Genomic DNA, 21,067 nt, shown 5'->3' with positions numbered 1-21,067 from the left:
AAGGAGATTTAGATGCCTCTCACCATGAACAAGGACGTATTCATCACCTGTGCGGTCACGGGGTCGGGGGGCAGTCAGGACCGCAGCCCCCATGTGCCACGGTCGCCCGCACAGATCGCCGACAGCGCGATTGCGGCGGCCAAGGCGGGGGCTGCGGTGGTGCATTGCCACGTACGCGACCCCGAGACAGGCGCGCCGAGCCGTCGGCTTGATCTGTACCGCGAGGTGACGCAGCGCATCCGCGAGGCAGAGGTGGACGTGATCCTGAACCTCACAGCGGGGATGGGCGGCGACATCGTCTTTGGCTCGACCGAACAGCCGCTGCCCCCTGTGGCCGGGACCGATATGATCGGCGCGGCGGAACGGGTGCAGCATATCAAGGAATGCCTGCCCGAGATTTGCACCCTTGATTGCGGCACGATGAACTTTGCCGAAGCCGATTACGTGATGACCAACACGCCTGGTATGCTGACCGCCATGGGCCGGATGATGACCGAGCTTGGCGTGAAGCCCGAGATCGAGGCCTTTGATACGGGCCATCTGTGGTACGCCAAACAGCTGGTCAAGGACGGTGTGCTGGATAGCCCTGCGTTGGTGCAGCTATGCATGGGCGTGCCCTGGGGTGCCCCCGATGATCTGAACACCTTTATGGCGATGGTGAACAACGTGCCGGACGATTGGACCTTCAGCGCTTTCGGGCTGGGGCGTCACCAGATGGCCTATGTCGCCGCCAGCGTTTTGGCGGGGGGCAATGTGCGTGTGGGGCTCGAGGATAACCTCTGGCTCGACAAGGGCGTTCTGGCGGAAAACTGGCAGTTGGTCGAACGCGCCGGAACGATCATCGAGAATATGGGCGCACGGGTCATCGGCCCGGCGCAGGTGCGCGAACAGCTTGGCCTGACCAAACGGGCCGCCGCATGAAGCGCGCGCTGCTGGCTCTGGCGCTGGCGCTTCTGGCCGGATGCGGGGCTCGGTCCCCTGATACCGCGCAGGGCCTGCGGGACATCAAGGCGCTAATCGGTGCCACCAGCCGCTATGACGCGGCGCGCTTCAAAGGGCCGTGGCTGGTCCGCGACAGCTTTGGCGACGGCGTGGCGCAGGTGGCCTTGGTCGAGACGACGAAGGGCCCTGCGTTCCAGCTGTGCACACAGGTCGGTTGTGGCGACGGCGGGACGCTGTGGTTGGCGCAGCAGCAGGGGCAGGGGCGCTATGCGCTCTCGCGCCCCGATGGCTGCACGCGCACGCTTTGGGTGCTTTGGGTCGACGAAGGGTTCCGCACCGCGGTGGTCGGCAATCCCGCTGGCGACTTTGGCTGGATCCTTGACCGCAGCGCCAGCGGCGGCGCGGACCGGATCGCGGCAGCGCGCGAGATATTGGACTTTAACGGCTATGACACGGACCAGCTGAGGATACGACAATGACCAAAATCGCAGCAATCATCGGCGGTGGTGTAATCGGCGGCGGATGGGCCGCGCGTTTTGCGCTGAATGGCTGGCAGGTACAGGTGTTCGACCCCGACCCGCAGGCCGAACGCAAGATTGCCGAGGTTCTGGCAAACGCCCGCCGCTCCATGCCCGGTCTGACCGATGTCGCCCTGCCCGCCGAAGGGGGGCTCCGGTTTTGCTCCAGCATCGCCGAGGCGGTGGAGGGGGCCGTGTGGATACAGGAAAGCGTGCCCGAGCGGCTTGAGGTCAAACACAGCACGCTCGCCGAAATTCAGGCCGCCTGTGATGCACAGGCGGTGATCGGATCATCGACATCGGGGTTCAAACCGTCAGAACTGCGCGCGGGCAGCACGCGCCCCGATCAGATCATGGTCGCCCATCCCTTCAATCCCGTCTACCTTTTGCCGCTGGTCGAGCTGGTCCCGGCCGAGGGACAGGACGGCCCGCTGGTAGACCGCGCCAAGGAACTGCTGACGGGGCTTGGGATGTACCCGCTGCATCTGCGCAAAGAGATCGACGCCCATGTGGCCGACCGTCTGCTCGAAGCTGTCTGGCGCGAGTCGCTCTGGCTGGTCAAGGACGGCATCGCCACCACGGAAGAGATCGACGACGCCATCCGCTATGGCTTTGGCATCCGGTGGGCGCAGATGGGCCTGTTCGAGACGTATCGCGTTGCCGGTGGCGAAGCGGGGATGAAGCATTTCATGTCGCAGTTCGGTCCGGCATTGAAATGGCCCTGGACCAAGCTGATGGATGTGCCCGATTTTGACGAGACCCTTGTTGATCTGATCGCGGGGCAATCGGACGCACAGTCGGGGGCCTATGGTATCCGCGACCTTGAACGCATCCGCGACAATAATCTGGTCGCGATGATGCGGGCGCTGAAGCAGCAGGATTGGGGCGCAGGACGGTTGATGAAACAGCACGAGGCGGCCTTGCGCGCAGGCACTGTGCTTGAGGCGCGAGCGGCGGATATCGACGATCCGTCCCGGCCGGTGCTCACCGTCCATCGTGCCGTGCCGCTGGACTGGACCGATTACAACGGCCACATGACCGAGGCGAAATACCTTCAGGCCTTTGCCGACGCGACCGACCGTTTCATGGAGCTGATCGGCTGCGATGCGGCGTATATTGCCTCGGGCGGGAGCTTTTTCACTGCCGAGACCCATATCCGCCACGTGGACGAAGTGCATGCAGGCGCGGTGATTGACATACGCACCCGCGTGCTGCTGGGGGCGGGCAAGAAAATGCATCTGTGGCACGAGATGTACGAAGGCGACCGGCTGCTTGCCACGGGGGAACACTTTTTGCTGCATGTCAGCCTTGAAACCCGCAAACCCTCTGATCCGTCTCCGAAGATCGCGGCGGCGTTGACGCGCTTTGCCCAAGCCCATGCAGCCTTGCCGATGCCCGAGGGCGTGGGCCGCTTTGTGGGCGCGCCACGGTGATCGGGGTCCGCGCCCATGGCTGACACGCTGCCGGACCTGTGGATTCTTGTGACGCTGGCCGCGGCGGTCTTTCAGACCGGACGGTTCATGCTGCAAAAATACCTCGCGACCGCGACCCTGTCGGCGGCGGGGGCGACGTTCTCGCGGTTTCTGTATTCCGCGCCCTTCATCCTACTGGGGCTCGTGGCCTATCTGGCGCTCAGCGCGACACCCCTGCCGGCACTTGGGCCGGGGTTCTGGGCACATGGGTTGGTCGGAGGCACGGCGCAGATCCTTGCGACGGTCTGTGTGGTGCTGCTGTTCAAACAGCGCAACTTTGCCGTGGGCATCACCTTCAAGAAGACCGAAGTCATCCTGACGGTGCTGGTGGGTTGGATTATTCTGGGCGAGGGCGTTAGCGCCACCGGTTTCGCCGCGATTGCCCTTGGCGTGGTCGGGTTGTTGCTGCTGTCCGGCGGGGCAGAGGCCAAGGGGTTTCACCTGCGCGACCTGCGCAATCGCGCCGCGGGGCTGGGGATCGCGTCAGGCGCGCTTTTCGCGGTGTCGGCCGTGTCCTATCGCGGGGCGTCGCTGGCGGTGCAGACCGATCTGCCGGTGCTGCGCGCAGGCGTGACCCTTGCGGCGGTGGTAACGATGCAATCGCTGATCATGGCGGTGTACCTGCGGTTGCGCGAACCGGGGCAGATCCGCGATGTCTGGCGCGCGCGCCGGGTCGCGGTCTGGATCGGGCTGACCTCGATGGGCGGATCGCTGTGCTGGTTCATCGCCTTCACATTGCAGAACGCGGCCTATGTCAAAGCCCTTGGTCAGGTAGAGCTGATCCTGAGCGTCGCCGCCTCCACCATGTTCTTCCGCGAGAAAATCAGCCCCCGTGAGGCGGCAGGCATGGCGGTGCTGATTGCGTCGATCCTGATGCTGGTGATGGTCGCCTAGCTTGGCATCGGTCGCCCGCGCAAACGCAGGAACAGGCTTTCTTCGTCGTTATTCTTGAAAAACGGAACCGAGGCGGGCGGGTCAAGCTGCCGCGCGCGGGCCTCGACTTCGGCCAGCACCACCTCGGTGATGAAGGGCATGTCGAATTTGCGCGCGTCCGACAGGGCCACCCATTGCAGATGCGAAAGCTCGTCACAGGCGTCGTCGAAATTGTCCAGATCGGTGGCGATATCCTCGGCATCGACCAGAAAGAAACGCGCGTCAAAGCGGCGCGGACGGCCAGGAGGCGTCAGCGCGCGGAAAACAAATTGCAGGGGGGCCGCGTGGGGCAGGTAGCCGCGCTGTGCAAAGGTCAGCCAATCGGCAGGGGGCGTGCCCTCCCATGCGCCTTTCTGGCCAAGGATCAGGCCGGTCTCTTCCCAAAGCTCGCGGATCGCGGCCACCACCAGGGCATGTGCAAGGCTGCCATCGGCGTCTTCGGCCAGACGGTTCTGGCAGGTTTCATCGACCATGCTGGCCAGCGGCACCTGCGCATCGCCCAGATCGACTGCGCCGCCCGGAAAAACGAATTTATTGGGCATGAAGGCCGCTGTCGCGCCACGTTGCCCCATCAGGATCCGCGGCGCGGTATGCCGGTCGCGGATCACGATCACCGTGGCTGCGTTGCGGATTTTACTTTTATCGATGGTCATCGCCTTGCCCCATATCCTGTTGTTCTAGCGGGGCTTTTGGGGTGCCGGTCAGCTGGTGCTGCCGAACCCGCCCATGCGCTTTGCCCATTGGAAGCCGATCATGGCTCCTTTCAGTCTGGGCAGAAGGTAGAGGGACAATCCGACGCAGCCAACCGAAAAGATTGTAAACAACGTTAGCGGCTCGGGGCGCCAGACCACAAAGGCGATGTGCAGCCCCGGGGCCAGCAGGTGCCCGACAAGCAGGATCGTCAGATAGGCCGGACCATCATCGGCGCGGTGGTGAAACAGTTCTTGGCCGCAGACGGTGCAGGTATCATTGACCTTCAGATAGCTTTTCAGCATCGGACCGGCCCCGCAGTTGGGGCATTTACGCCGCCAGCCGCGCAGCAGGGATCTCTTCATGCTGCGTTCATCTGTGTCTACGTGAGGCATATTTACAGTCTGGTCAGTCATCTGGGCTTCCTTGTTCCCATCCTACATGCGGCCAAAACGCCGCGAAATAAAGGGATCTCGGGGCAGTTGCGTCGCCATGTCGCAAAGCCCGCGCAGGGGGTGCCCAAAACTTTTTCACATTTTTTGCGACGGAATGACGGGCGGCTGTCGTTTGAACCGGTATCGCCACGCTGAAAACGGCGGGCGTTAGATAGATCACCAAAGGAAGAAACAGATGACAAAACGAGCAAATCTTCAGATCGCACTCTTGAGCGGGTTGATCGCATTGGGCGGCACGACACTGGTCGCGCAGAATGCGGATAAGGCAGAGGGCGGCAAGCAAAGCCACTTTGTCCAGTTGGACACCGATATGAACGGTGAAGTCACTGCCGAAGAAATGAAAGCCCACGCCGCGGCACGTTTCGCTGCTGCTGACGCGGATGGCGACGGTTTCCTGACACAGGATGAACTGGCCGCCGCAGCCAAAGCACGCCACGCCGAGCGCAGCCAGCGCATGCTGGAGAAGCTGGACACCGACGGCAACGGGTCGCTTTCCGCGACTGAGCTTGAAGCCATGGGCAAAGGCAAAGGCGACCGGATGGCCAAGCGCCACGACAAGATGATGAAACGCATGGATGCCAATGAAGACGGTAAGCTGTCGATGGAAGAAATGGCCGGGCGTCATAGCCCCGAGCAGATGATCGAGAAGCTGGACACCGACAAGAACGGATCGCTGAGCGCGGAAGAGTTCGCCAAAGCCCGTATGGGTGGCAAGCATCACGGCAAACGCGGTGGTCATGGCGGCAAGGACGGGCACGGTAAACCCGGCAAACACATGAAGCACGACAAGTCCGATGACGGCGACGCGGCTGCAACGGAATAAGGCAAGCATGCGGGCGCGCTTGAACGGCGCGCCCGCAAAGGCTACCTCCGGTTTGATGGATATGCACGATACGACGGATGCCGACGGGGTGGATGATCCCGAACGCGCCTTGCTGCACCGCTATGTGCAGGGGGATGCGGCGGCGGCACGGCTGTTGACGCTCCAGTTGACACCGCGCATCTTTGGTCACGCCTTCCGCATTCTGGGCAACGCGGCCGAGGCTGAAGACGTGACGCAAGACGCGCTGATGCGCCTGTGGAAGATCGCTCCGGACTGGCGCGATGGCGAAGCGAAGGTGACCACCTGGCTGTACCGTGTGACCGCCAACCTGTGCACCGACCGGCTGCGCAAACGCGGCCGTGGTGTCCCGCTTGAGGACATCGCGGAACCCACCGATCCGGCGGAGAGCGCCGAGGCTCGGCTGCAGCGCACGGCGCGCGAGGATGCCTTGCAAGCGGCGCTGGATAGATTGCCCGAGCGGCAGCGGCAGGCGGTGGTGCTGCGCCACATAGACGGGTTGGCGAACCCCGAGATCGCGACCATTCTGGATGTCGGGGTCGAAGCGGTTGAAAGCCTGACCGCACGGGGCAAAAGGGCTTTGGCGAAACTTTTGGGCGCAAGACGTGACGCCTTGGGATACGATGATGACAAAACGTGAAACAGAGACGCTAGAGGCGCATTTCGAACAGGCGCGGGCGACCCCGCCGCAGATGCCTGCGGGCATGATGGACCGGCTGATCGCCGATGCGCTGGCGGCACAGCCTGCCCCTGCGCTAGGGGGCTGGCGTGGGTTCTGGCGCGCCATCGGCGGCGCACCTGCCTTGGGCGGGCTGATCACGGCAACGGCTGTCGGGTTCTGGATCGGGGTCGCCCCGCCAAGCGGCCTGCCGGATGTCGCGACGCAGATTATCACCGGCGGCGACGATTACATCGTCGCCGATGCGACATCGCTGGACACCTATACGTCAGATCTGACGGCGTTCGGCTGGGACTTGGACGAGGGATAGAAAATGGCAGGCTTTGCATTCAAAAGCACGAAGACACTGCGGTGGGCCTTGGGGCTGTCGCTGGGGGTGAATCTTCTGGTGCTGGGGCTGGTTGCGGGGGCGGTCTATCGCTTTGACGGACCGCATGGTGGCGCGATGCGGCACATGCGCGACTATGGCACGCCCTACGTCATGGCGCTGCCCGAAGAACGCCGCCGCGCCGTCTTTGCCGATGCGCGCAAGGGGCGCGAGGATAAATCCGTCAGCCGTGCCGCACGCCGCGCATTGTATCAAGAGGCGCTGACCGCCATCCGCGCAGAGCCCTTCGACCCCGCAGAGGCACGTCGCGTGCTGGACCTGCAACGCGACGCCACGCTGACCGTTCAGCAGACCGTTCAAAACGCGTGGCTGGCCGAGTTGGCTCAGATGTCGGCACCCGAGCGTGCAGCCTATGCCGACCGTATCGAGGAAATGCTCAAGCGCGGCAAAAAGGGCAAACGCGACGGCGCAAAGCCTCCGAAGGCCGGTCAATAGGCTGGCAACTGGCCCAAGCGGGCAGGGCCTGCCGTGCGGGATTGCGCGGCGCGGGCTTGCCAAATGCGCGCCCGGCGCGGTAGGCAAAGCGACCTTAACGAAAGTCGCGCCCCATGCTCCCTGAATTCAACGATCCAAACGAAGTTCTTGCCACCACGCGTGCCTCCTCTGGGCGGCGGGCCATCGGGCTGACGGCGCTTGGGATATTGGGGCTGTTCCTGATCTACGTCGCGTTCACCTCGTCGCCCGGTCTGGGCTGGCAGGTGTTCTTGCTGGCAATGGGGGGGCTGGCGCTTTGGATGGCCGACAAGATGCGCCGCGCAACCGCGGGCGCGATCGAGCTGACCGCCACCGAATTACGCGACAGCGACGGTACGGTGATTGCACGGGTCGAAGACATCATCGGGCTGGATCGCGGCGTTTTTGCGTTCAAGCCGTCTAACGGTTTTCTATTGCGCACCAAGGCGGGTATAGGCGGTGACCGCATCTGGCGCCCGGGCCTGTGGTGGCGGATTGGCCGGCGCATCGGTGTCGGCGGCATGACCCCCGGCAGTCAGACCAAGTTCATGTCCGAGATCATCTCTGCCATGATGGCAGAACGATCCTAAGCAAAAGGCCCGAAGGCAGATCGCCGCGGGCCATTTCTTTTTGTCGTGAATGTCGGCTATTATGCCCCGTCCGAGTACAGCACCCAAGGGGCGTAGCGCGGGCGGGTAAAGACGAAGTTTTTCACCTCTTGCACCGGCAGCCCGATGTTGAAGGGCGGGGCAAATGACGTCCATGTCTCGGTGACGGTGATATATTCACCATCCTCCAGTTCCGGGATTTTATCCGTCCAGCCGGTCACATCGGCCTGGGTCGCGTCGCTTAGGCTGCCGCGGGCGCGGGACCAGTGCAGCAGGAAGCGTTTGTTCTTCTGATCGTATTTCGCCGAGGTGATGCGCACTGTCGTTTCACCAGAGGAACGGGTCATATAATCCAGCAGATCCTGAACGCCGTCCATATAGGCAGTGTCCATCGGCAGCGTCTCGCGCGAGATCATATCGCCGATGGTATAGGCCGCTTTCTGGTTGGTGTAATATTCCTGATAGGTCTGGAAGAAGGTAAACATCGCCAGATAGACCCAGAAGACCATGGGCATCATGATCACCGCTTCGATCGAGGCGCTGCCGTCCTGATCACGCAGAAAACGCGCCAGTACACGGCGTTTGAGATAAGAGATAACCATTAGCTTGGCTCCTGCACAAAGGAGGATACAGCGTACATGCTGCCCTGACCCGCGCCATCGGTTTCGAACTTGAAGCCCATAGCGCTGCCCGGCAGCATCGGATCGAACTTGACGCAGGCCCGCAGCAGCATCAGCTGGTGCTGCGCGCCAAGGGTAAAGCCGCGTTCCTGTTTGACGGGCAGGGATTTGTCCACGCAGTCGGGCGAGGCGTTCATCGCGGCGAAGTTGCGCGGGTTCACCAGCACCATCTCAAGGCGCAGGGTATCCTTACAATCGCCGATATAGCCCACGTTGTCACAGATCATCGTTTTGATCATGTCGTGGGTGATCGTCGTGCGTGTGTTCAGCCGGATATACCGTACTGCCGTTTCCAGCCCGCGGTTCAGGTGGAACTGTCGCAGGGAATAAAGGCTGACCTCGACCGACGCGAGGAACATGCCGAAGATGACCGGAAAGAGGATCACGAACTCGATCAGGACAACTGCGCCATCCTCACCCCGGCGGAACCGGCGCAGCGCTTGTGAAATGCGGGCGATCATTGGGTCAATCTCAACTGGTTGATCTGGCGGGCGATGGCGCGGAAGGCTTCGGACAGCTCGACGCCTTCAACGCGGAAGAAGTGGCTGGGCGAAGAGGCGCAATCCTGCATCGCGGGCACGTCCTCGTCATCGACCTCGAACCCGATGGACCAGATCACGATCCGCTTGGCTTTGGCGGCGTCGCAGATATTCGACAGCAAGGTGTTGCCCAGCGTTTTGTTGTACTTGTGATAGTAGAAGTAGCCCCAATAGCGTGAGTCCACCTCTCGGCGAAGATACCACCAAAGGTTATATTTGTTCCAGTGCACGTATTCGCTGTCGCTGTCATAGTAGTTACTGCGGATACGGTACGAGTTATCATTCGCGCCATCCGTCATAAGGATCACAGTCTTAAGCGTTTCTGAATCGGTATAGCTCGCGGGGCGGTTGTAGAATTCACGGTCGACATAGCCAGCATTCACCAGCGAGTTGTTTATGTCCCGGAACGCCGGATCAAGCATCGCCGCGGCCCATTTCATGCCAAGGAAGATCGACGTACCAGCGCGCGGTACAAGATCATCAATCTGGTTCTTCAACGTGCGTTTGTTTTGTGAAAACGGGGTAATACGCTCGTAATCGTAGCGCGGGCAAACCGTATCGTCACGGTAGTTGTTGCGGCCATCGTAGTTCCACTGGAAGTGCTGCATCTGGTTATACCGGGTGCTGCTGTTCATCGCGATCGAATCGAAGTCACCATTGTCGAAATCAATGCAGTGGGAATAGTCGTGCTTTCTGTTCACGTTCATACGGTCCATGATCAACGGGCCCGCGTTCACTTGTTCCGAGTAGGGGACCAGGGAGACTGAAATCAGGTCTTGGTTCTCGTCCTTCAGCACGGTGTCCAGAAAGATATCGGCGGCATTCTGTACTTCGCCCAGACGGTTATTGGTGGCCATCGAACCCGAGATATCGAGCACGAGCGAGATTTCGACCTTTGCAACGCGTTCTTCCGCCTGACTATGGGCGGGCACTTCGAGCGTGGGGAAACCAAAGCGGCCAATAAACTGGGTGTCCATGTTTTTGCTTGCGTCGACCGTCACGGTGCGAAAGTTCAGACCGTCATCCACCACGACATTCGACAGAAACTCGGTCATGCCCGATTTGGCAAAGTAGTCTTCCACCACCGTTTTGGGGTCACGCATCTGATCCAGATCGGCAGCGGCCAGAACGGCACGGTCCGACACAGCTTGCAGACGCGAGCGTTCCATCTCGTGGCGCATGAAATCTAGCTGGATGCCACCCACGGCGATCATCATCATGATCATGAAAAGCGCGAGGATCGTCACCAACCCGTCGTCTTCACGGGCGAACCGCGTCAGCCGCTTGCGCAGGGGGAGGGCTACCCATTTACTCACTGTATCGTTCACCGGCATTTCCATGTCCTTATTCGTGCGACCCATGCGACAGACGCATTTCGGGCGGATCGGCGTTGCCAGCAGATATGCGGGGCGAAGTTGGCCGAAATAGGGCGAAATACGTTTAAAAAAGTGTATACTCAGACCGTTTTTGGGGCAGATCCCGCCGGAGCAGCCGGACTGTCCCCTGTCAGGAAACTTCGCGCAGGACTTGTCTTGTGTGCCGTGACTACTCGCTTTGGGCGATAAGTTTTCAAACTGATTAAAATTTGTGCGAAAACTTCGAAATATGGTGATTTACAGCTTTGCTTGACGCAGGTGCCATGTTCAAAAGGTGAGGCGATGAACCGGCCCGCATCAGGGTCGCAGAGCCAATTTAGGAGCGTAGAATGAACCCCGGAACCGAACCGAGCTTTCGCGATAGCGTCGACATCATGTTTAACCGGGCGGTGGCCCTGATGGACCTGTCGCCGGGTCTGGAAGAGAAGATTCGCGTGTGCAACGCGACCTACACGGTGCGTTTCGGCGTGCGCCTGCGCGGCGGTATCCAGACCTTCACCGGCTATCGCTCGGTCCATTCCGAACACATGGAGCCGGTCAAGGGCGGCATCCGTTACAGCCCCGGCGTAAACCAGAACGAGGTAGAGGCGCTGGCGGCGTTGATGACCTATAAATGCGCGCTGGTCGAAGCGCCGTTCGGGGGCTCCAAAGGCGGGCTGTGCATTGATCCGCGCGACTATGACGAACACGAGCTGGAACTGATCACCCGCCGTTTCGCTTACGAGCTGATCAAGCGCGATATGATCAACCCCGCGCAAAACGTTCCCGCCCCCGACATGGGCACGGGCGAGCGCGAGATGGCCTGGATCGCGGATCAGTACAAGCGCATGAACACCACAGACATCAACGGGGTTGCCTGTGTGACGGGCAAGCCGATCAACGCGGGCGGCATCCATGGCCGCACCGAAGCGACAGGCCGTGGTGTGCAATATGCGCTGCACGCTTTCTTCCGCGACACCAAGGGGATGGAAAAGGCCGGTCTGGGCGGTGAGCTGGACGGTAAATGCGTCGTGGTGCAGGGCTTGGGCAATGTGGGCTACCACGCCGCCAAGTTCCTGAGCGAAGAGGATGGCTGCAAGATCACCGCGATCATTGAACGCGACGGCGCTTTGTTCGATGACCGTGGTCTTGACGTGGAAGAGGTGCACCGCTGGATTTCCATGCATGGCACGATCAAGGGCTATCCAGATGCGCCCCTTGAAGAAGACGGTGCCAAGCTGCTGGAAGCGGACTGTGACATCCTGATCCCTGCGGCGCTGGAAGGGGTGATTAACCTGACCAACGCGCATAACATCAAGGCTCCGCTGATCGTCGAAGCCGCCAACGGCCCCGTAACCGCCGGTGCCGATGATATCCTGCGTGCAAAAGGCGTTGTGATCATCCCTGACATGTATGCCAACGCCGGCGGTGTGACGGTGTCCTATTTCGAATGGGTCAAGAACCTGAGCCACATCCGTTTTGGCCGTATGCAGCGCCGCAACGAGGAAAGCCGCCACCAGCTGTTGGTGGACGAGCTGGAACGTCTGAGCGCCGATAGCGGCGTCGGCTGGCAGCTAAGCCCGAACTTCAAGGATAAATACCTGCGGGGTGCCGGGGAGCTTGAGCTGGTCCGCTCCGGTCTTTACGACACGATGAGCGACGCCTACCGATCAATGGCGGAAGTCTGGCACAGCCGCGACGATGTCGAAGACCTGCGCACCGCCGCCTATCTGGTCAGCATCGGCAAGGTCGCCGCCAGCTACCGCGCAAAGGGGCTGTAACCTCGCGCGGGCCCTGTGCTGCGCCCCTGAAAAGTTCCCCGAAAGCCGCTGTGACAGCGGCTTTCGGCAAAGACGCGCCAAACCGCCAAGCGCGTACTGCGGAAAACCGCTCTGTCACTTGTATTCCAACGGGGGCTGGCTAGGTTCCTGCGCCATGAGCACCCGCTCTCGTGTCCGCTGCAGCCTTTAACTTTAAACGGCGCAGGCAGTGGACGGGCGGCGGGCTTGCAAAGAAACATTTAGGAGATGTGACGATGAAATTTGGTAAACTCATGATTGCCGCAGCACTGGCGACGTCCAGCGCGCCTGTCTTCGCCGCCACCAGCGCTGAAACCGATTGCCAGTATCAGGCAGATGTCGTGCAGGCCGTCCGGCAAGCGCGGATCGACCGCGTGAAAGAGCGTGACGTGCCGGATCACATCGCCTCCAAGAACCCCGAATGGCCCGATCGCTATGACGCGGTTGTCCCGCTGGTCGCGCCTTGGGTCTATGAAATGAAAATGCGCGACGTGAAGGGCAACGACCTCTCTGCCGCCTGGAACGAAATGTGTTTGGGCCAGTGACGCCCGCGCGCGTCGTTTGATCGTGCCGGAGTACCTGTCGGGGCGGTAGGACGGGGGCCAGCCCCCATCGCCCTGACGGACGATCCCCCCGGAGTTTATCCGGCGAAATGAAGCCCGTCGCGCAGGCTTTGGGTGCTGGACTTTGGCCCTGCCGACCCAATATAAAACAGTATGAGCCTGCCCCCTGGATTTTTGGATGAACTGCGCAGCCGTGCCAGCCTGTCACAGGTGGTGGGGCGCAAAGTGATGTGGGATCCGCGCAAGTCCAATCAGGGCAAGGGCGATATGTGGGCTCCGTGCCCGTTCCACCAGGAAAAATCCGCCAGCTTCCACGTCGATGACCGCAAGGGATTCTATTATTGCTTCGGGTGTCACGCCAAGGGGGACGCGATCTCTTTCGTGCGCGAGACCGAGAACGTCAGCTTTATGGAAGCGGTAGAGATTTTGGCGCGTGAGGCGGGGATGCCCATGCCGAAACAAGACCCGCGCGCGCAGGAGAAGGCGGATAAGCGCACGCAACTGGCCGAGGTGATGGAACTGGCGGTGCAGTATTTCCGGCTGCAGCTGCGCACCGCTGCGGCAGGGGCCGCGCGCGACTATCTTGCCGGGCGTGGGCTGACGCCGCAGGCCTTGGAACAATGGGAAATCGGCTTCGCGCCGGACCAGTGGCAAGGGCTTTGGGATCACCTCAAGGCCAAGAACGTCGAGGATGCGTTGATCCTTGGGGCGGGGCTGGCCAAGCCTTCGTCCAAGGGCGGGCGGCCTTATGATACTTTCCGGGGCCGGATCATGTATCCGATCCGGGATGCGCGGGGGCGGGCGATTGCCTTTGGCGGGCGGGCAATGGACCCGAATGACAACGCCAAATATCTGAACTCCCCCGAGACGGAGCTTTTTGACAAAGGCCGCAGCCTCTACAATGTGCGCGACGCGCGGACAGCGGCAGGGCAGGGCAAGCCGTTGATCGTGGCCGAAGGCTATATGGATGTGATTGCATTGGTGCAGGCCGGTTTCGGTGCGGCGGTGGCCCCCTTGGGCACGGCGATCACCGAGAGCCAGCTACAGATGTTGTGGCGCATCTCGCCCGAGCCGATCATCACGCTGGACGGGGATGCGGCGGGTCAACGTGCGGCCATGCGCTTGATCGATCTGGCGCTGCCGCTGCTTGAGGCGGGGCAATCCTTGCGTTTTGCCGTGATGCCTGACGGGCAGGATCCGGATGATCTGCTCCGCGCCCACGGGGCACCAGCGTTGCAAAAGCTACTGGATAACGCGATGCCGATGGTGCGTCTGCTGTGGCAGCGCGAGACCGACGGCCGCGTTTTTGACAGTCCCGAGCGTAAGGCAGGGTTGGACAAGGCGTTGCGCGAAAAGATCATGATGATCAAAGACCCGTCGATCCGCAGCCATTATGGCCAGGAAATCAAGGATCTACGCTGGCAGCTCTTCCGTCCGCAAAAGGCCAAGAGAGATTTTAGCCCCGTCGCGCGCGCCTCCGGTGGGGGCAAATGGGCCCCCGCGCCGCAGGGGCCGTCCCCTAGTGCGAAATCCTCTATTCTGGTGACCGCAGCCGGGCTGGGAGCGACGGAGCATCTGCGCGAGGCGGTGATCCTGATGGCCCTGCTGGGCTGTCCGCAGCTGGTGGAAGAGTTCGAGAACGGGCTGGCCGCGATGCGCTGCCAGGATCCTGATCACGGACGTATCCGCGATTTGATGTTGCGCCATGTACATCACGATCCGGCGGTGTTGCGCGAAAAGATTTATGACGCAGTGGGGGAGTACACCCTTGAAAACATGCTGTCGCAGCGCCACGTAGCCATCACGCCCTGCATCCGAAGCCCTGGCAACCTGGAAAAGACGCGCATGACTGTCGCCGAAGAACTGGGCAAGCTGGAAGCCGTGCGCGGGCTGGACGAAGAGATTGCCGATGCGGTCGAAGATCTGACCGGCACCGCGGATGAAGGGCTGACATGGCGGTTGGGCGAAGCGGCACGCAACGCTGATCGCGCACAGCGCAGCGGGCAGGAAGATACCGCAGAATACGACATTGCCGAGAACGGTGCCCACATCAGCCGGGACGAACGCAGCGCTTTTGACGCATTGCTGGGGTCGATCCTGAAGGGTGATGCGAAAGACAAAAAATGAACCCGGCGTGGCTTTTTCGCCGGGATGTTTAACAAAATACAGGGTAACGGGTTTAAGAATCACCCAGAACCCCGCATGATTCGAACAACCGAATCACGTCACGTGATTCGCACCCATTCGCTGGAGGAAATTTCATGGCCGCCAAAGACACCAACGAAGACGCGAAGTCTGACGACCAGGATGCCGGCCATTCGCTTGATATGAGCCAAGCCGCCGTCAAAAAGATGATCGGCGAAGCCCGTGAAAAGGGCTATATCACCTACGATCAGCTGAACACCGTTCTGCCCCCTGACCAGGTCAGCTCGGAGCAGATCGAGGATGTGATGTCGATGCTGTCCGAAATGGGCATCAACGTGATCGAGGACGAAGAAGCCGAAGAAGAAGACGCCAAGGGCGGGACAGAAATTGCGACCACGGAAAGCAACCGTGATGTGGCGCTGTCCTCTGGCACGTCCGAAAAGCTGGACCGCACGGATGACCCCGTTCGCATGTATCTGCGCGAGATGGGGTCGGTTGAACTGCTGAGCCGCGAGGGCGAGATTGCCATCGCCAAGCGGATCGAGGCAGGGCGCAACACGATGATCGCGGGGCTGTGTGAAAGCCCGCTGACCTTCCAGGCGATCACGATCTGGCGCGACGAACTTTTGTCCGAAGACATTTTGCTGCGCGATGTCATCGACCTCGAGGCGACATTCGGCACCCAGATGGGCGACGAAGAAGAAACGACTCCGGTCGTGCCAACCGCGGGCACCGAGACAAAGCCCGCGGAAAGCACCAGCGAAGTTGACGCCGACGGCAACCCGATCTCGAACGATGACGACGACGAGGATGATGACGAACAGGCCAACATGTCGCTGGCCGCAATGGAAGCCGCGCTGAAGCCGCAAGTGCTGGAAGCGCTCGACATCATTGCCGATGACTACGTCAAGTTGAGCCAGATCCAGGACAGCCGGATTTCGGCCACCCTGAACGAGGACGGCACCTTTTCGAAGACCGATGAGGAAGAATACCAGCGCGTCCGCTCCGAGATCGTGGCTTTGGTCAACGACCTGCACCTGCACAACAACCGTATCGAAGCGCTGATCGACCAGCTTTACGGCATCAACCGCCGCATCATGCAGATCGACTCTGCGATGGTGAAGCTTGCCGACCAGGCGCGCATCAACCGCAAGGAATTCGTCGACGCCTATCGCGGCTACGAGCTGGACCCCAACTGGATGGAGCGGATGGCCGAGAAGTCCGGTCGCGGCTGGCAGATGTTCATCGAACGGTCCTCTGACAAGGTGGACGAACTGCGGGCTGATATGGCGCAGGTCGGTCAATACGTCGGTCTTGATATCTCTGAATTCCGCCGCATCGTGCAGCAGGTTCAGAAGGGCGAGAAAGAGGCCCGTCAGGCCAAGAAAGAAATGGTCGAGGCGAACCTGCGTCTCGTGATCTCCATCGCCAAGAAATACACCAACCGTGGCCTGCAGTTCCTTGATCTCATTCAGGAAGGGAACATCGGCCTGATGAAGGCCGTCGACAAGTTCGAGTACCGTCGCGGCTATAAATTCTCGACCTATGCGACATGGTGGATCCGTCAGGCGATCACCCGTTCCATCGCGGATCAGGCGCGCACCATCCGTATTCCGGTGCATATGATTGAGACGATCAACAAGCTGGTTCGGACCGGCCGCCAGATGCTGCACGAGATTGGCCGCGAGCCGACGCCGGAGGAACTGGCCGAGAAACTGCAGATGCCGCTTGAGAAAGTGCGCAAGGTGATGAAGATCGCCAAGGAGCCGATCTCCCTCGAAACGCCCATCGGTGACGAAGAAGACAGCCAGCTTGGTGATTTCATCGAGGATAAGAATGCCGTGCTGCCGCTCGACAGTGCCATTCAGGAAAACCTCAAGGAGACCACGACACGGGTTCTGGCCAGCCTCACCCCGCGCGAGGAGCGTGTGCTGCGGATGCGCTTCGGCATCGGCATGAACACCGACCACACGCTGGAAGAAGTCGGCCAGCAGTTCAGCGTGACCCGCGAACGTATCCGTCAGATCGAGGCGAAGGCGCTGCGCAAGCTCAAACACCCAAGCCGGTCGCGCAAGCTGCGGTCGTTCCTCGATCAGTAAGCGCCTGATCGCGAGAGTTTTGAAAGGCGGGTGTTCAGGCACCCGCCTTTTTTCATGGGCTGAAGCGACGATCTCGAAGCTGTGAATTTAAAATCCCGCCGCGCAGCCTATCTGTGAACCACGCACCAAACAGGAGCCGCCATGAAACGTCTTGCCCTTGCCGCCATTCTCTCTGTCGCCCCGCTCGCCGCGTTTGCGCAATCCTTTACCGCGGTGAACGAGCTGCAGGTCATCCCGCTGTCGGGCGCATCCTTCGAGGTGATCGAGGATCATGGCGAAGGGGCTAGGGGCATGTGGTGTGCCGCCGCCGAATATGCCGAGGAAAGGCTGGGCACGCCAAGCGCCGCTGAGATCTACGTCAAGACGCCGCGCGGGCCATCTGTAAGCGGGGTAGGGCGCACGGGCGTCGTCTTTACCTTGAATGATGCAGAGCTGTCGGAGCCTGCGTTCAAATCCTATTCGGTATCGGTGCGCAACGTGGGTCAGGCCCTGCCCGTGGGCCACGCCATCCAGTTCTGCAAGGACTACATCCTTGAACTTAAAGACTTTTGAAAATTAGGAATACCACGATGAAAACTCTGACCACCGCTTTCCTACTGGCCACATTGGCAACGACCCCAGCCCTCGCACAGGCCTATGTGCCGAATGACCGTCTGACTTTCACACCCACCGAAGGCGGCGTGCATATCAGCGGCAGCACCGGCTTTGGTGCGCGCGGGCACTGGTGTGCTGCGGCGGATTATGCGCTGCGCGAGATGGGCGCGCAGGACAGTCAAAAGCTGTATGTAAGCGAGCCGCGCGCGCGTGGTTTTGGCGGCGATGGTGGTGTCACCTTCACACTGGATCCCGCGGGGCTGACCCCGTCGCCCGTCGTGATCCTGGGCGGATCCTTGACCAAGGCCGGGTCGGCCATGACCATCAGCCACGGGATCACGCTCTGCGGTGGTTTGCAATCGCCCGGGCGTTGAGGCTAGCCTGACGCATCAGCACAAGGCGGGCGGAATGAATAGCGAGTTTACGGTCAAGACCGGCGGGCAAGGGCTCTACGAGGTGACGGGTCAGGTGCATCAGGCGCTATCGGGGCACCGCTCTGACGGGTTGGTGACACTGTTTCTGCGCCATACCTCTGCCTCGCTGCTTATTCAGGAAAACGCGGACCCGGATGTGCAGCGCGATCTGCTGGCCTATTTCTCGCGTCTGGTGCCGCCTGCGGATGACCCGTCAATGTCCTACCTCCGGCATACGCTGGAAGGACCAGATGACATGCCCGCGCATATCAAGGCGGCAGTGCTGCCCGTCACGCTCAGCATCCCCGTGGTTGCAGGCCGCATGGTGTTGGGCACATGGCAAGGCATTTATTTGTTCGAACACCGCGACGCGCCCCATAGCAGGCGCATCGCGGTGCATTTCGCCTGAATTCAGTCCACCGGCATCAGGTGGACCTCGCGCACGGCTGCGTGGGCCGGTGCCTCTAGCGCGTGCATCACGGCCGATGCCACGTCTTCTGGTTTCAGCTTGTCGGGCTTGGCTTCGTCAAAGAACGCCGTGTCCACCATCCCGGGGGAGACAACCATACAGCGCCCGCCCCATTCCGCCATTTCGTCGGCAAGGTTGCCCGCAAAGCCGTGGATAAAGAACTTGGTCGCGCCGTAGATCGACCCCTTGATGTGGCGGCGTCCTGCGGCGGAACCGGTCACGACATACTGCCCCGTGGTCTTGCGCAGATATGGCATCGCGGCATGGGCCGTATAGAGCGCGCCCATCACGTTCAGATCGATCATCGATTTCCAGTCGTCCGGGTCACCCTTTTCGGTGCCGCCCGGCAATGTCCCCCGTCCTGCATTGGCAAAGACAGCATCGATTTGCCCGAACTTCTGGGCAAGACGGCTCATGGCCTGTTCCTGATCGTCGTATTGCGTGGCGTCGCCGGTCAGCACCAGCGCCTGATCCCCGATCTCGCGCGCGAGATCTTTCAGCTTGTCTTCGCTGCGGGCGAAAAGTCCCACGTTCCAGCCGGCCTTGGCAGCAGCGCGGGCGGTGGCTGCACCGATCCCGCTTGAGGCTCCGGTGATGAAAAGCGTCTTGGTCATAGTGAATTCCTTTCAGGTCAGTCGTCTTGCAGGGACAACGCATGGTATCAGCCAAAGTTCAGGGCAGTTTTCCCCGCTACAACATATAGATGGGCATTTCGCCCCTACCCAAAACCTCGCGTTGGTCCTATAGTTTTGGGGAATGGGGGTGTTTCACCCCCTATTGAGCAGGTTTAAGATAAGGGGACCGGCTATGCGCTGCCCGTTTTGCGGAAATATCGACACCCAAGTTAAAGACAGCCGCCCGGCCGAGGATCACGTTTCGATCCGCCGCCGCCGTTTCTGTCCCGCCTGCGGGGGCCGGTTTACCACCTATGAACGGGTGCAACTGCGCGATCTGGTTGTCGTCAAAACCTCGGGCAAGCGCGAGGATTTCGACCGTGACAAGCTGGAACGCTCCATCCGGATCTCGATGCAGAAACGCCCGATTGATCCCGAACGGATCGATCAGATGATCAGCGGCATCGTGCGCCGTTTGGAAAGCATGGGCGAAACCGATGTCGGATCGAAACAGATCGGCGAGATCGTGATGGAGGCACTGGCCCGCATCGACACCGTCGCCTACGTCCGCTTTGCCAGCGTCTACAAGAACTTTCAGGCGGCAGATGATTTCGATAAATTCGTGCAGGAACTGCGGCCCGATACCCCTGCGGACGAATAAGCATGTCTGACGACGCGCGCTTTATGGCGCTGGCCTTGTCGCTGGGCCGGCGCGGGCAGGGGGCTGTCTGGCCCAATCCTGCCGTGGGCTGCGTCATTGTGCAACAAGGCCGCATTGTCGGGCGTGGCTGGACCCAGCCGGGCGGCAGGCCCCATGCGGAACCCCAAGCGCTGCGTCAGGCCGGGCCTGCGGCACAGGGGGCGACGGTCTATGTCACCCTCGAACCCTGCGCCCATACCGGCAAGACGCCGCCCTGCGCCGATGCTCTTGTCGCCGCCAAGCCTGCGCGCGTGGTGATCGCCTGCACCGACAGGGATCCACGCGTCAGCGGCAAGGGCATTGCGATCCTCCGTGCGGCGGGCATTATCGTTGACGTAGGCGTGCTCGAGGATGAAGCCCGCGCGGATCACTTGGGCTTTTTCCTGCGTGTCGACGAAGGCCGTCCGATGGTGACGCTCAAACTCGCGAACAGCTTTGACGGTCGGATTGCCACCGCGTCGGGCGAAAGTCAGTGGATCACAGCCCCGCCCGCCCGCCGCGTGGTCCATGCCATGCGCAGCCGCCATGACGCGGTCATGGTGGGCGGTGGCACGGCGCGGCAGGATGATCCCAGCCTGACCGTGCGCGACCTCGGCACCACGCGCCAGCCGACACGGATCGTTGTGTCGAACGGGCTGGACATCCCCCTGAATGGCGCGCTCGCCAGAACCGCCAATGACATCCCCCTGATCCTTTGCCACGGCCCCAAGGCCCCGGCAGAGCTGATCGGGACCTGGGAAAGCCTTGGCGCGACGCTGATCTCTTGCGCACCAAAGATGGGCCAGATCGACGCCGATGACATGCTCCAGCAGCTTGGCCGCCACGGTCTGACACGCATCTTCTGCGAGGGCGGCGGCGGACTAGCTGCGACGCTGCTAAAGGCGGATCTCGTGGATCAACTCGTCGGGTTTACGGCGGGTCTGGCCCTTGGCGCGGACGGCTTGCCCGCCATCGCGCCGCTGCAGCTTCAACGTCTGGCACAGGCCCCGCGCTTCACCCTGACCGAAACTTCGCGCATCGGCCCCGACCTCCTCCACATCTGGAGCCGCAGCAACACGCCCGCCTAACCCCTGCCAAATGGCTTAAAATCCCGGGGGCGCGGGGGCTGGCCCCCGCAT

Annotated in this window: 24 protein-coding genes; 18 read left to right on the top strand and 6 right to left on the bottom strand. The window is 61.3% G+C overall.

What is annotated here, in order from left to right; all coding sequences use genetic code 11:
• The first annotated feature begins 12 nt into the window (after nt 1–12).
• The 4 genes from C1J04_RS12500 to C1J04_RS12485 are packed head-to-tail and all read left to right on the top strand — an operon-like array spanning nt 13 to nt 3,826.
• Complete coding sequence (locus tag C1J04_RS12500) at nt 13–921, top strand: 3-keto-5-aminohexanoate cleavage protein (protein ID WP_114865376.1); 909 nt, start codon at nt 13–15, stop codon at nt 919–921.
• The gene (locus C1J04_RS12495) at nt 918–1,421 is read left to right on the top strand and encodes a lipocalin family protein (protein WP_009825062.1); all 504 of its coding nucleotides are present in this window, start codon (nt 918–920) and stop codon (nt 1,419–1,421) included. Before C1J04_RS12500 ends, C1J04_RS12495 begins: the two co-directional genes overlap by 4 nt.
• Complete coding sequence (locus C1J04_RS12490) at nt 1,418–2,893, top strand: carnitine 3-dehydrogenase (RefSeq protein WP_009825061.1); 1,476 nt, start codon at nt 1,418–1,420, stop codon at nt 2,891–2,893. Before C1J04_RS12495 ends, C1J04_RS12490 begins: the two co-directional genes overlap by 4 nt.
• Before the next feature lie 15 nt (nt 2,894–2,908).
• Nucleotides 2,909–3,826: a DMT family transporter gene (locus tag C1J04_RS12485; RefSeq protein WP_009825060.1), complete on the top strand. Its 918-nt coding sequence runs from the start codon at nt 2,909–2,911 to the stop codon at nt 3,824–3,826.
• On the opposite strand, the gene C1J04_RS12480 is transcribed toward C1J04_RS12485, so the two are convergent.
• Both C1J04_RS12480 and C1J04_RS12475 read right to left on the bottom strand, forming a co-directional pair.
• Entirely contained in the window at nt 3,823–4,518 is a 696-nt protein-coding gene (locus C1J04_RS12480; RefSeq protein ID WP_009825059.1) for an NUDIX hydrolase, read from the bottom strand. The two genes, C1J04_RS12485 and C1J04_RS12480, sit on opposite strands and share 4 nt — an antisense overlap.
• A gap of 48 nt (nt 4,519–4,566) precedes the next feature.
• Nucleotides 4,567–4,971: a DUF983 domain-containing protein gene (locus tag C1J04_RS12475; RefSeq protein WP_009825058.1), complete on the bottom strand. Its 405-nt coding sequence runs from the start codon at nt 4,969–4,971 to the stop codon at nt 4,567–4,569.
• Between the two features lie 214 nt (nt 4,972–5,185).
• Here C1J04_RS12475 and C1J04_RS12470 point away from each other — a divergent pair, with 214 nt between their 5' ends.
• From C1J04_RS12470 to C1J04_RS12450, 5 genes are all read left to right on the top strand, one after another.
• Nucleotides 5,186–5,833, top strand: coding sequence for an EF-hand domain-containing protein (locus C1J04_RS12470; protein WP_009825057.1), 648 nt, complete (start codon nt 5,186–5,188; stop codon nt 5,831–5,833).
• A gap of 55 nt (nt 5,834–5,888) precedes the next feature.
• Entirely contained in the window at nt 5,889–6,491 is a 603-nt protein-coding gene (locus C1J04_RS12465) for an RNA polymerase sigma factor (protein WP_373276847.1), read from the top strand.
• Nucleotides 6,478–6,840: a hypothetical protein gene (locus C1J04_RS12460; protein WP_254655116.1), complete on the top strand. Its 363-nt coding sequence runs from the start codon at nt 6,478–6,480 to the stop codon at nt 6,838–6,840. The genes C1J04_RS12465 and C1J04_RS12460 overlap by 14 nt, the downstream gene beginning before the upstream one ends.
• Nucleotides 6,841–6,843: 3 nt before the next feature.
• Nucleotides 6,844–7,353: a periplasmic heavy metal sensor gene (locus tag C1J04_RS12455; protein WP_009825054.1), complete on the top strand. Its 510-nt coding sequence runs from the start codon at nt 6,844–6,846 to the stop codon at nt 7,351–7,353.
• 113 nt (nt 7,354–7,466) lie between these two features.
• The gene (locus tag C1J04_RS12450; RefSeq protein WP_009825053.1) at nt 7,467–7,961 is read left to right on the top strand and encodes a hypothetical protein; all 495 of its coding nucleotides are present in this window, start codon (nt 7,467–7,469) and stop codon (nt 7,959–7,961) included.
• 59 nt (nt 7,962–8,020) lie between these two features.
• On the opposite strand, the gene C1J04_RS12445 is transcribed toward C1J04_RS12450, so the two are convergent.
• The 3 genes from C1J04_RS12445 to C1J04_RS12435 are packed head-to-tail and all read right to left on the bottom strand — an operon-like array spanning nt 8,021 to nt 10,559.
• On the bottom strand, nt 8,021–8,581 hold the full coding sequence (locus C1J04_RS12445) for a TadE/TadG family type IV pilus assembly protein (RefSeq protein ID WP_009825052.1): 561 nt from the start codon (nt 8,579–8,581) through the stop codon (nt 8,021–8,023).
• Nucleotides 8,581–9,120: a TadE/TadG family type IV pilus assembly protein gene (locus C1J04_RS12440; protein WP_005849245.1), complete on the bottom strand. Its 540-nt coding sequence runs from the start codon at nt 9,118–9,120 to the stop codon at nt 8,581–8,583. The genes C1J04_RS12445 and C1J04_RS12440 overlap by 1 nt, the downstream gene beginning before the upstream one ends.
• Nucleotides 9,117–10,559: a TadE/TadG family type IV pilus assembly protein gene (locus C1J04_RS12435; protein ID WP_009825051.1), complete on the bottom strand. Its 1,443-nt coding sequence runs from the start codon at nt 10,557–10,559 to the stop codon at nt 9,117–9,119. Before C1J04_RS12435 ends, C1J04_RS12440 begins: the two co-directional genes overlap by 4 nt.
• A gap of 344 nt (nt 10,560–10,903) precedes the next feature.
• Between C1J04_RS12435 and C1J04_RS12430 the strand changes: the two genes are divergently transcribed.
• The 7 genes from C1J04_RS12430 to C1J04_RS12400 all read left to right on the top strand — a co-directional run bounded on the left by C1J04_RS12430 (nt 10,904) and on the right by C1J04_RS12400 (nt 18,575).
• On the top strand, nt 10,904–12,334 hold the full coding sequence (locus C1J04_RS12430; RefSeq protein WP_009825050.1) for a Glu/Leu/Phe/Val family dehydrogenase: 1,431 nt from the start codon (nt 10,904–10,906) through the stop codon (nt 12,332–12,334).
• Nucleotides 12,335–12,588: 254 nt separating this feature from the next.
• Entirely contained in the window at nt 12,589–12,897 is a 309-nt protein-coding gene (locus tag C1J04_RS12425; protein ID WP_005849241.1) for a hypothetical protein, read from the top strand.
• Between the two features lie 171 nt (nt 12,898–13,068).
• Nucleotides 13,069–15,042, top strand: coding sequence for a DNA primase (gene dnaG, locus C1J04_RS12420; RefSeq protein WP_009825049.1), 1,974 nt, complete (start codon nt 13,069–13,071; stop codon nt 15,040–15,042).
• Between the two features lie 134 nt (nt 15,043–15,176).
• Entirely contained in the window at nt 15,177–17,159 is a 1,983-nt protein-coding gene (gene rpoD, locus C1J04_RS12415) for an RNA polymerase sigma factor RpoD (protein WP_005849238.1), read from the top strand.
• A 141-nt stretch (nt 17,160–17,300) separates the two neighbouring features.
• Complete coding sequence (locus C1J04_RS12410) at nt 17,301–17,711, top strand: hypothetical protein (protein WP_009825048.1); 411 nt, start codon at nt 17,301–17,303, stop codon at nt 17,709–17,711.
• Nucleotides 17,712–17,728: 17 nt separating this feature from the next.
• The gene (locus C1J04_RS12405) at nt 17,729–18,127 is read left to right on the top strand and encodes a hypothetical protein (RefSeq protein ID WP_009825047.1); all 399 of its coding nucleotides are present in this window, start codon (nt 17,729–17,731) and stop codon (nt 18,125–18,127) included.
• Nucleotides 18,128–18,161: 34 nt separating this feature from the next.
• Nucleotides 18,162–18,575 carry a secondary thiamine-phosphate synthase enzyme YjbQ gene (locus tag C1J04_RS12400; RefSeq protein ID WP_009825046.1) on the top strand — a complete coding sequence of 138 codons (414 nt, stop codon included), beginning with the start codon at nt 18,162–18,164 and terminating at the stop codon, nt 18,573–18,575.
• Between the two features lie 2 nt (nt 18,576–18,577).
• Here the strand turns inward: C1J04_RS12400 and C1J04_RS12395 are convergent, their stop codons facing one another.
• Nucleotides 18,578–19,249: an SDR family oxidoreductase gene (locus tag C1J04_RS12395; RefSeq protein ID WP_009825045.1), complete on the bottom strand. Its 672-nt coding sequence runs from the start codon at nt 19,247–19,249 to the stop codon at nt 18,578–18,580.
• Between the two features lie 193 nt (nt 19,250–19,442).
• Here C1J04_RS12395 and nrdR point away from each other — a divergent pair, with 193 nt between their 5' ends.
• A complete protein-coding gene (gene nrdR / locus C1J04_RS12390) occupies nt 19,443–19,910 on the top strand; it encodes a transcriptional regulator NrdR (RefSeq protein ID WP_005849229.1) in 468 nt (155 codons plus the stop codon).
• A gap of 2 nt (nt 19,911–19,912) precedes the next feature.
• Nucleotides 19,913–21,016, top strand: coding sequence for a bifunctional diaminohydroxyphosphoribosylaminopyrimidine deaminase/5-amino-6-(5-phosphoribosylamino)uracil reductase RibD (gene ribD, locus C1J04_RS12385; RefSeq protein WP_009825044.1), 1,104 nt, complete (start codon nt 19,913–19,915; stop codon nt 21,014–21,016).
• Nucleotides 21,017–21,067 lie beyond the last annotated feature (51 nt).

Source organism: Sulfitobacter sp. SK025 (assembly GCF_003352105.1).
GTDB lineage: Bacteria > Pseudomonadota > Alphaproteobacteria > Rhodobacterales > Rhodobacteraceae > Sulfitobacter > Sulfitobacter pontiacus.
The sequence above is the reverse complement of the archived record's forward strand: the minus strand, read 5'-3'. Positions and strand labels throughout refer to the sequence as shown.

Coding starts and splice junctions, on each gene's coding strand:
- C1J04_RS12500 (WP_114865376.1), top strand. CDS start 13: ATGCCTCTCACCATGAACAAGGACGTATTCATCACCTGTGCGGTCACG.
- C1J04_RS12495 (WP_009825062.1), top strand. CDS start 918: ATGAAGCGCGCGCTGCTGGCTCTGGCGCTGGCGCTTCTGGCCGGATGC.
- C1J04_RS12490 (WP_009825061.1), top strand. CDS start 1,418: ATGACCAAAATCGCAGCAATCATCGGCGGTGGTGTAATCGGCGGCGGA.
- C1J04_RS12485 (WP_009825060.1), top strand. CDS start 2,909: ATGGCTGACACGCTGCCGGACCTGTGGATTCTTGTGACGCTGGCCGCG.
- C1J04_RS12480 (WP_009825059.1), bottom strand. CDS start 4,518: ATGACCATCGATAAAAGTAAAATCCGCAACGCAGCCACGGTGATCGTG.
- C1J04_RS12475 (WP_009825058.1), bottom strand. CDS start 4,971: ATGACTGACCAGACTGTAAATATGCCTCACGTAGACACAGATGAACGC.
- C1J04_RS12470 (WP_009825057.1), top strand. CDS start 5,186: ATGACAAAACGAGCAAATCTTCAGATCGCACTCTTGAGCGGGTTGATC.
- C1J04_RS12465 (WP_373276847.1), top strand. CDS start 5,889: ATGGATATGCACGATACGACGGATGCCGACGGGGTGGATGATCCCGAA.
- C1J04_RS12460 (WP_254655116.1), top strand. CDS start 6,478: ATGACAAAACGTGAAACAGAGACGCTAGAGGCGCATTTCGAACAGGCG.
- C1J04_RS12455 (WP_009825054.1), top strand. CDS start 6,844: ATGGCAGGCTTTGCATTCAAAAGCACGAAGACACTGCGGTGGGCCTTG.
- C1J04_RS12450 (WP_009825053.1), top strand. CDS start 7,467: ATGCTCCCTGAATTCAACGATCCAAACGAAGTTCTTGCCACCACGCGT.
- C1J04_RS12445 (WP_009825052.1), bottom strand. CDS start 8,581: ATGGTTATCTCTTATCTCAAACGCCGTGTACTGGCGCGTTTTCTGCGT.
- C1J04_RS12440 (WP_005849245.1), bottom strand. CDS start 9,120: ATGATCGCCCGCATTTCACAAGCGCTGCGCCGGTTCCGCCGGGGTGAG.
- C1J04_RS12435 (WP_009825051.1), bottom strand. CDS start 10,559: ATGGGTCGCACGAATAAGGACATGGAAATGCCGGTGAACGATACAGTG.
- C1J04_RS12430 (WP_009825050.1), top strand. CDS start 10,904: ATGAACCCCGGAACCGAACCGAGCTTTCGCGATAGCGTCGACATCATG.
- C1J04_RS12425 (WP_005849241.1), top strand. CDS start 12,589: ATGAAATTTGGTAAACTCATGATTGCCGCAGCACTGGCGACGTCCAGC.
- dnaG (WP_009825049.1), top strand. CDS start 13,069: ATGAGCCTGCCCCCTGGATTTTTGGATGAACTGCGCAGCCGTGCCAGC.
- rpoD (WP_005849238.1), top strand. CDS start 15,177: ATGGCCGCCAAAGACACCAACGAAGACGCGAAGTCTGACGACCAGGAT.
- C1J04_RS12410 (WP_009825048.1), top strand. CDS start 17,301: ATGAAACGTCTTGCCCTTGCCGCCATTCTCTCTGTCGCCCCGCTCGCC.
- C1J04_RS12405 (WP_009825047.1), top strand. CDS start 17,729: ATGAAAACTCTGACCACCGCTTTCCTACTGGCCACATTGGCAACGACC.
- C1J04_RS12400 (WP_009825046.1), top strand. CDS start 18,162: ATGAATAGCGAGTTTACGGTCAAGACCGGCGGGCAAGGGCTCTACGAG.
- C1J04_RS12395 (WP_009825045.1), bottom strand. CDS start 19,249: ATGACCAAGACGCTTTTCATCACCGGAGCCTCAAGCGGGATCGGTGCA.
- nrdR (WP_005849229.1), top strand. CDS start 19,443: ATGCGCTGCCCGTTTTGCGGAAATATCGACACCCAAGTTAAAGACAGC.
- ribD (WP_009825044.1), top strand. CDS start 19,913: ATGTCTGACGACGCGCGCTTTATGGCGCTGGCCTTGTCGCTGGGCCGG.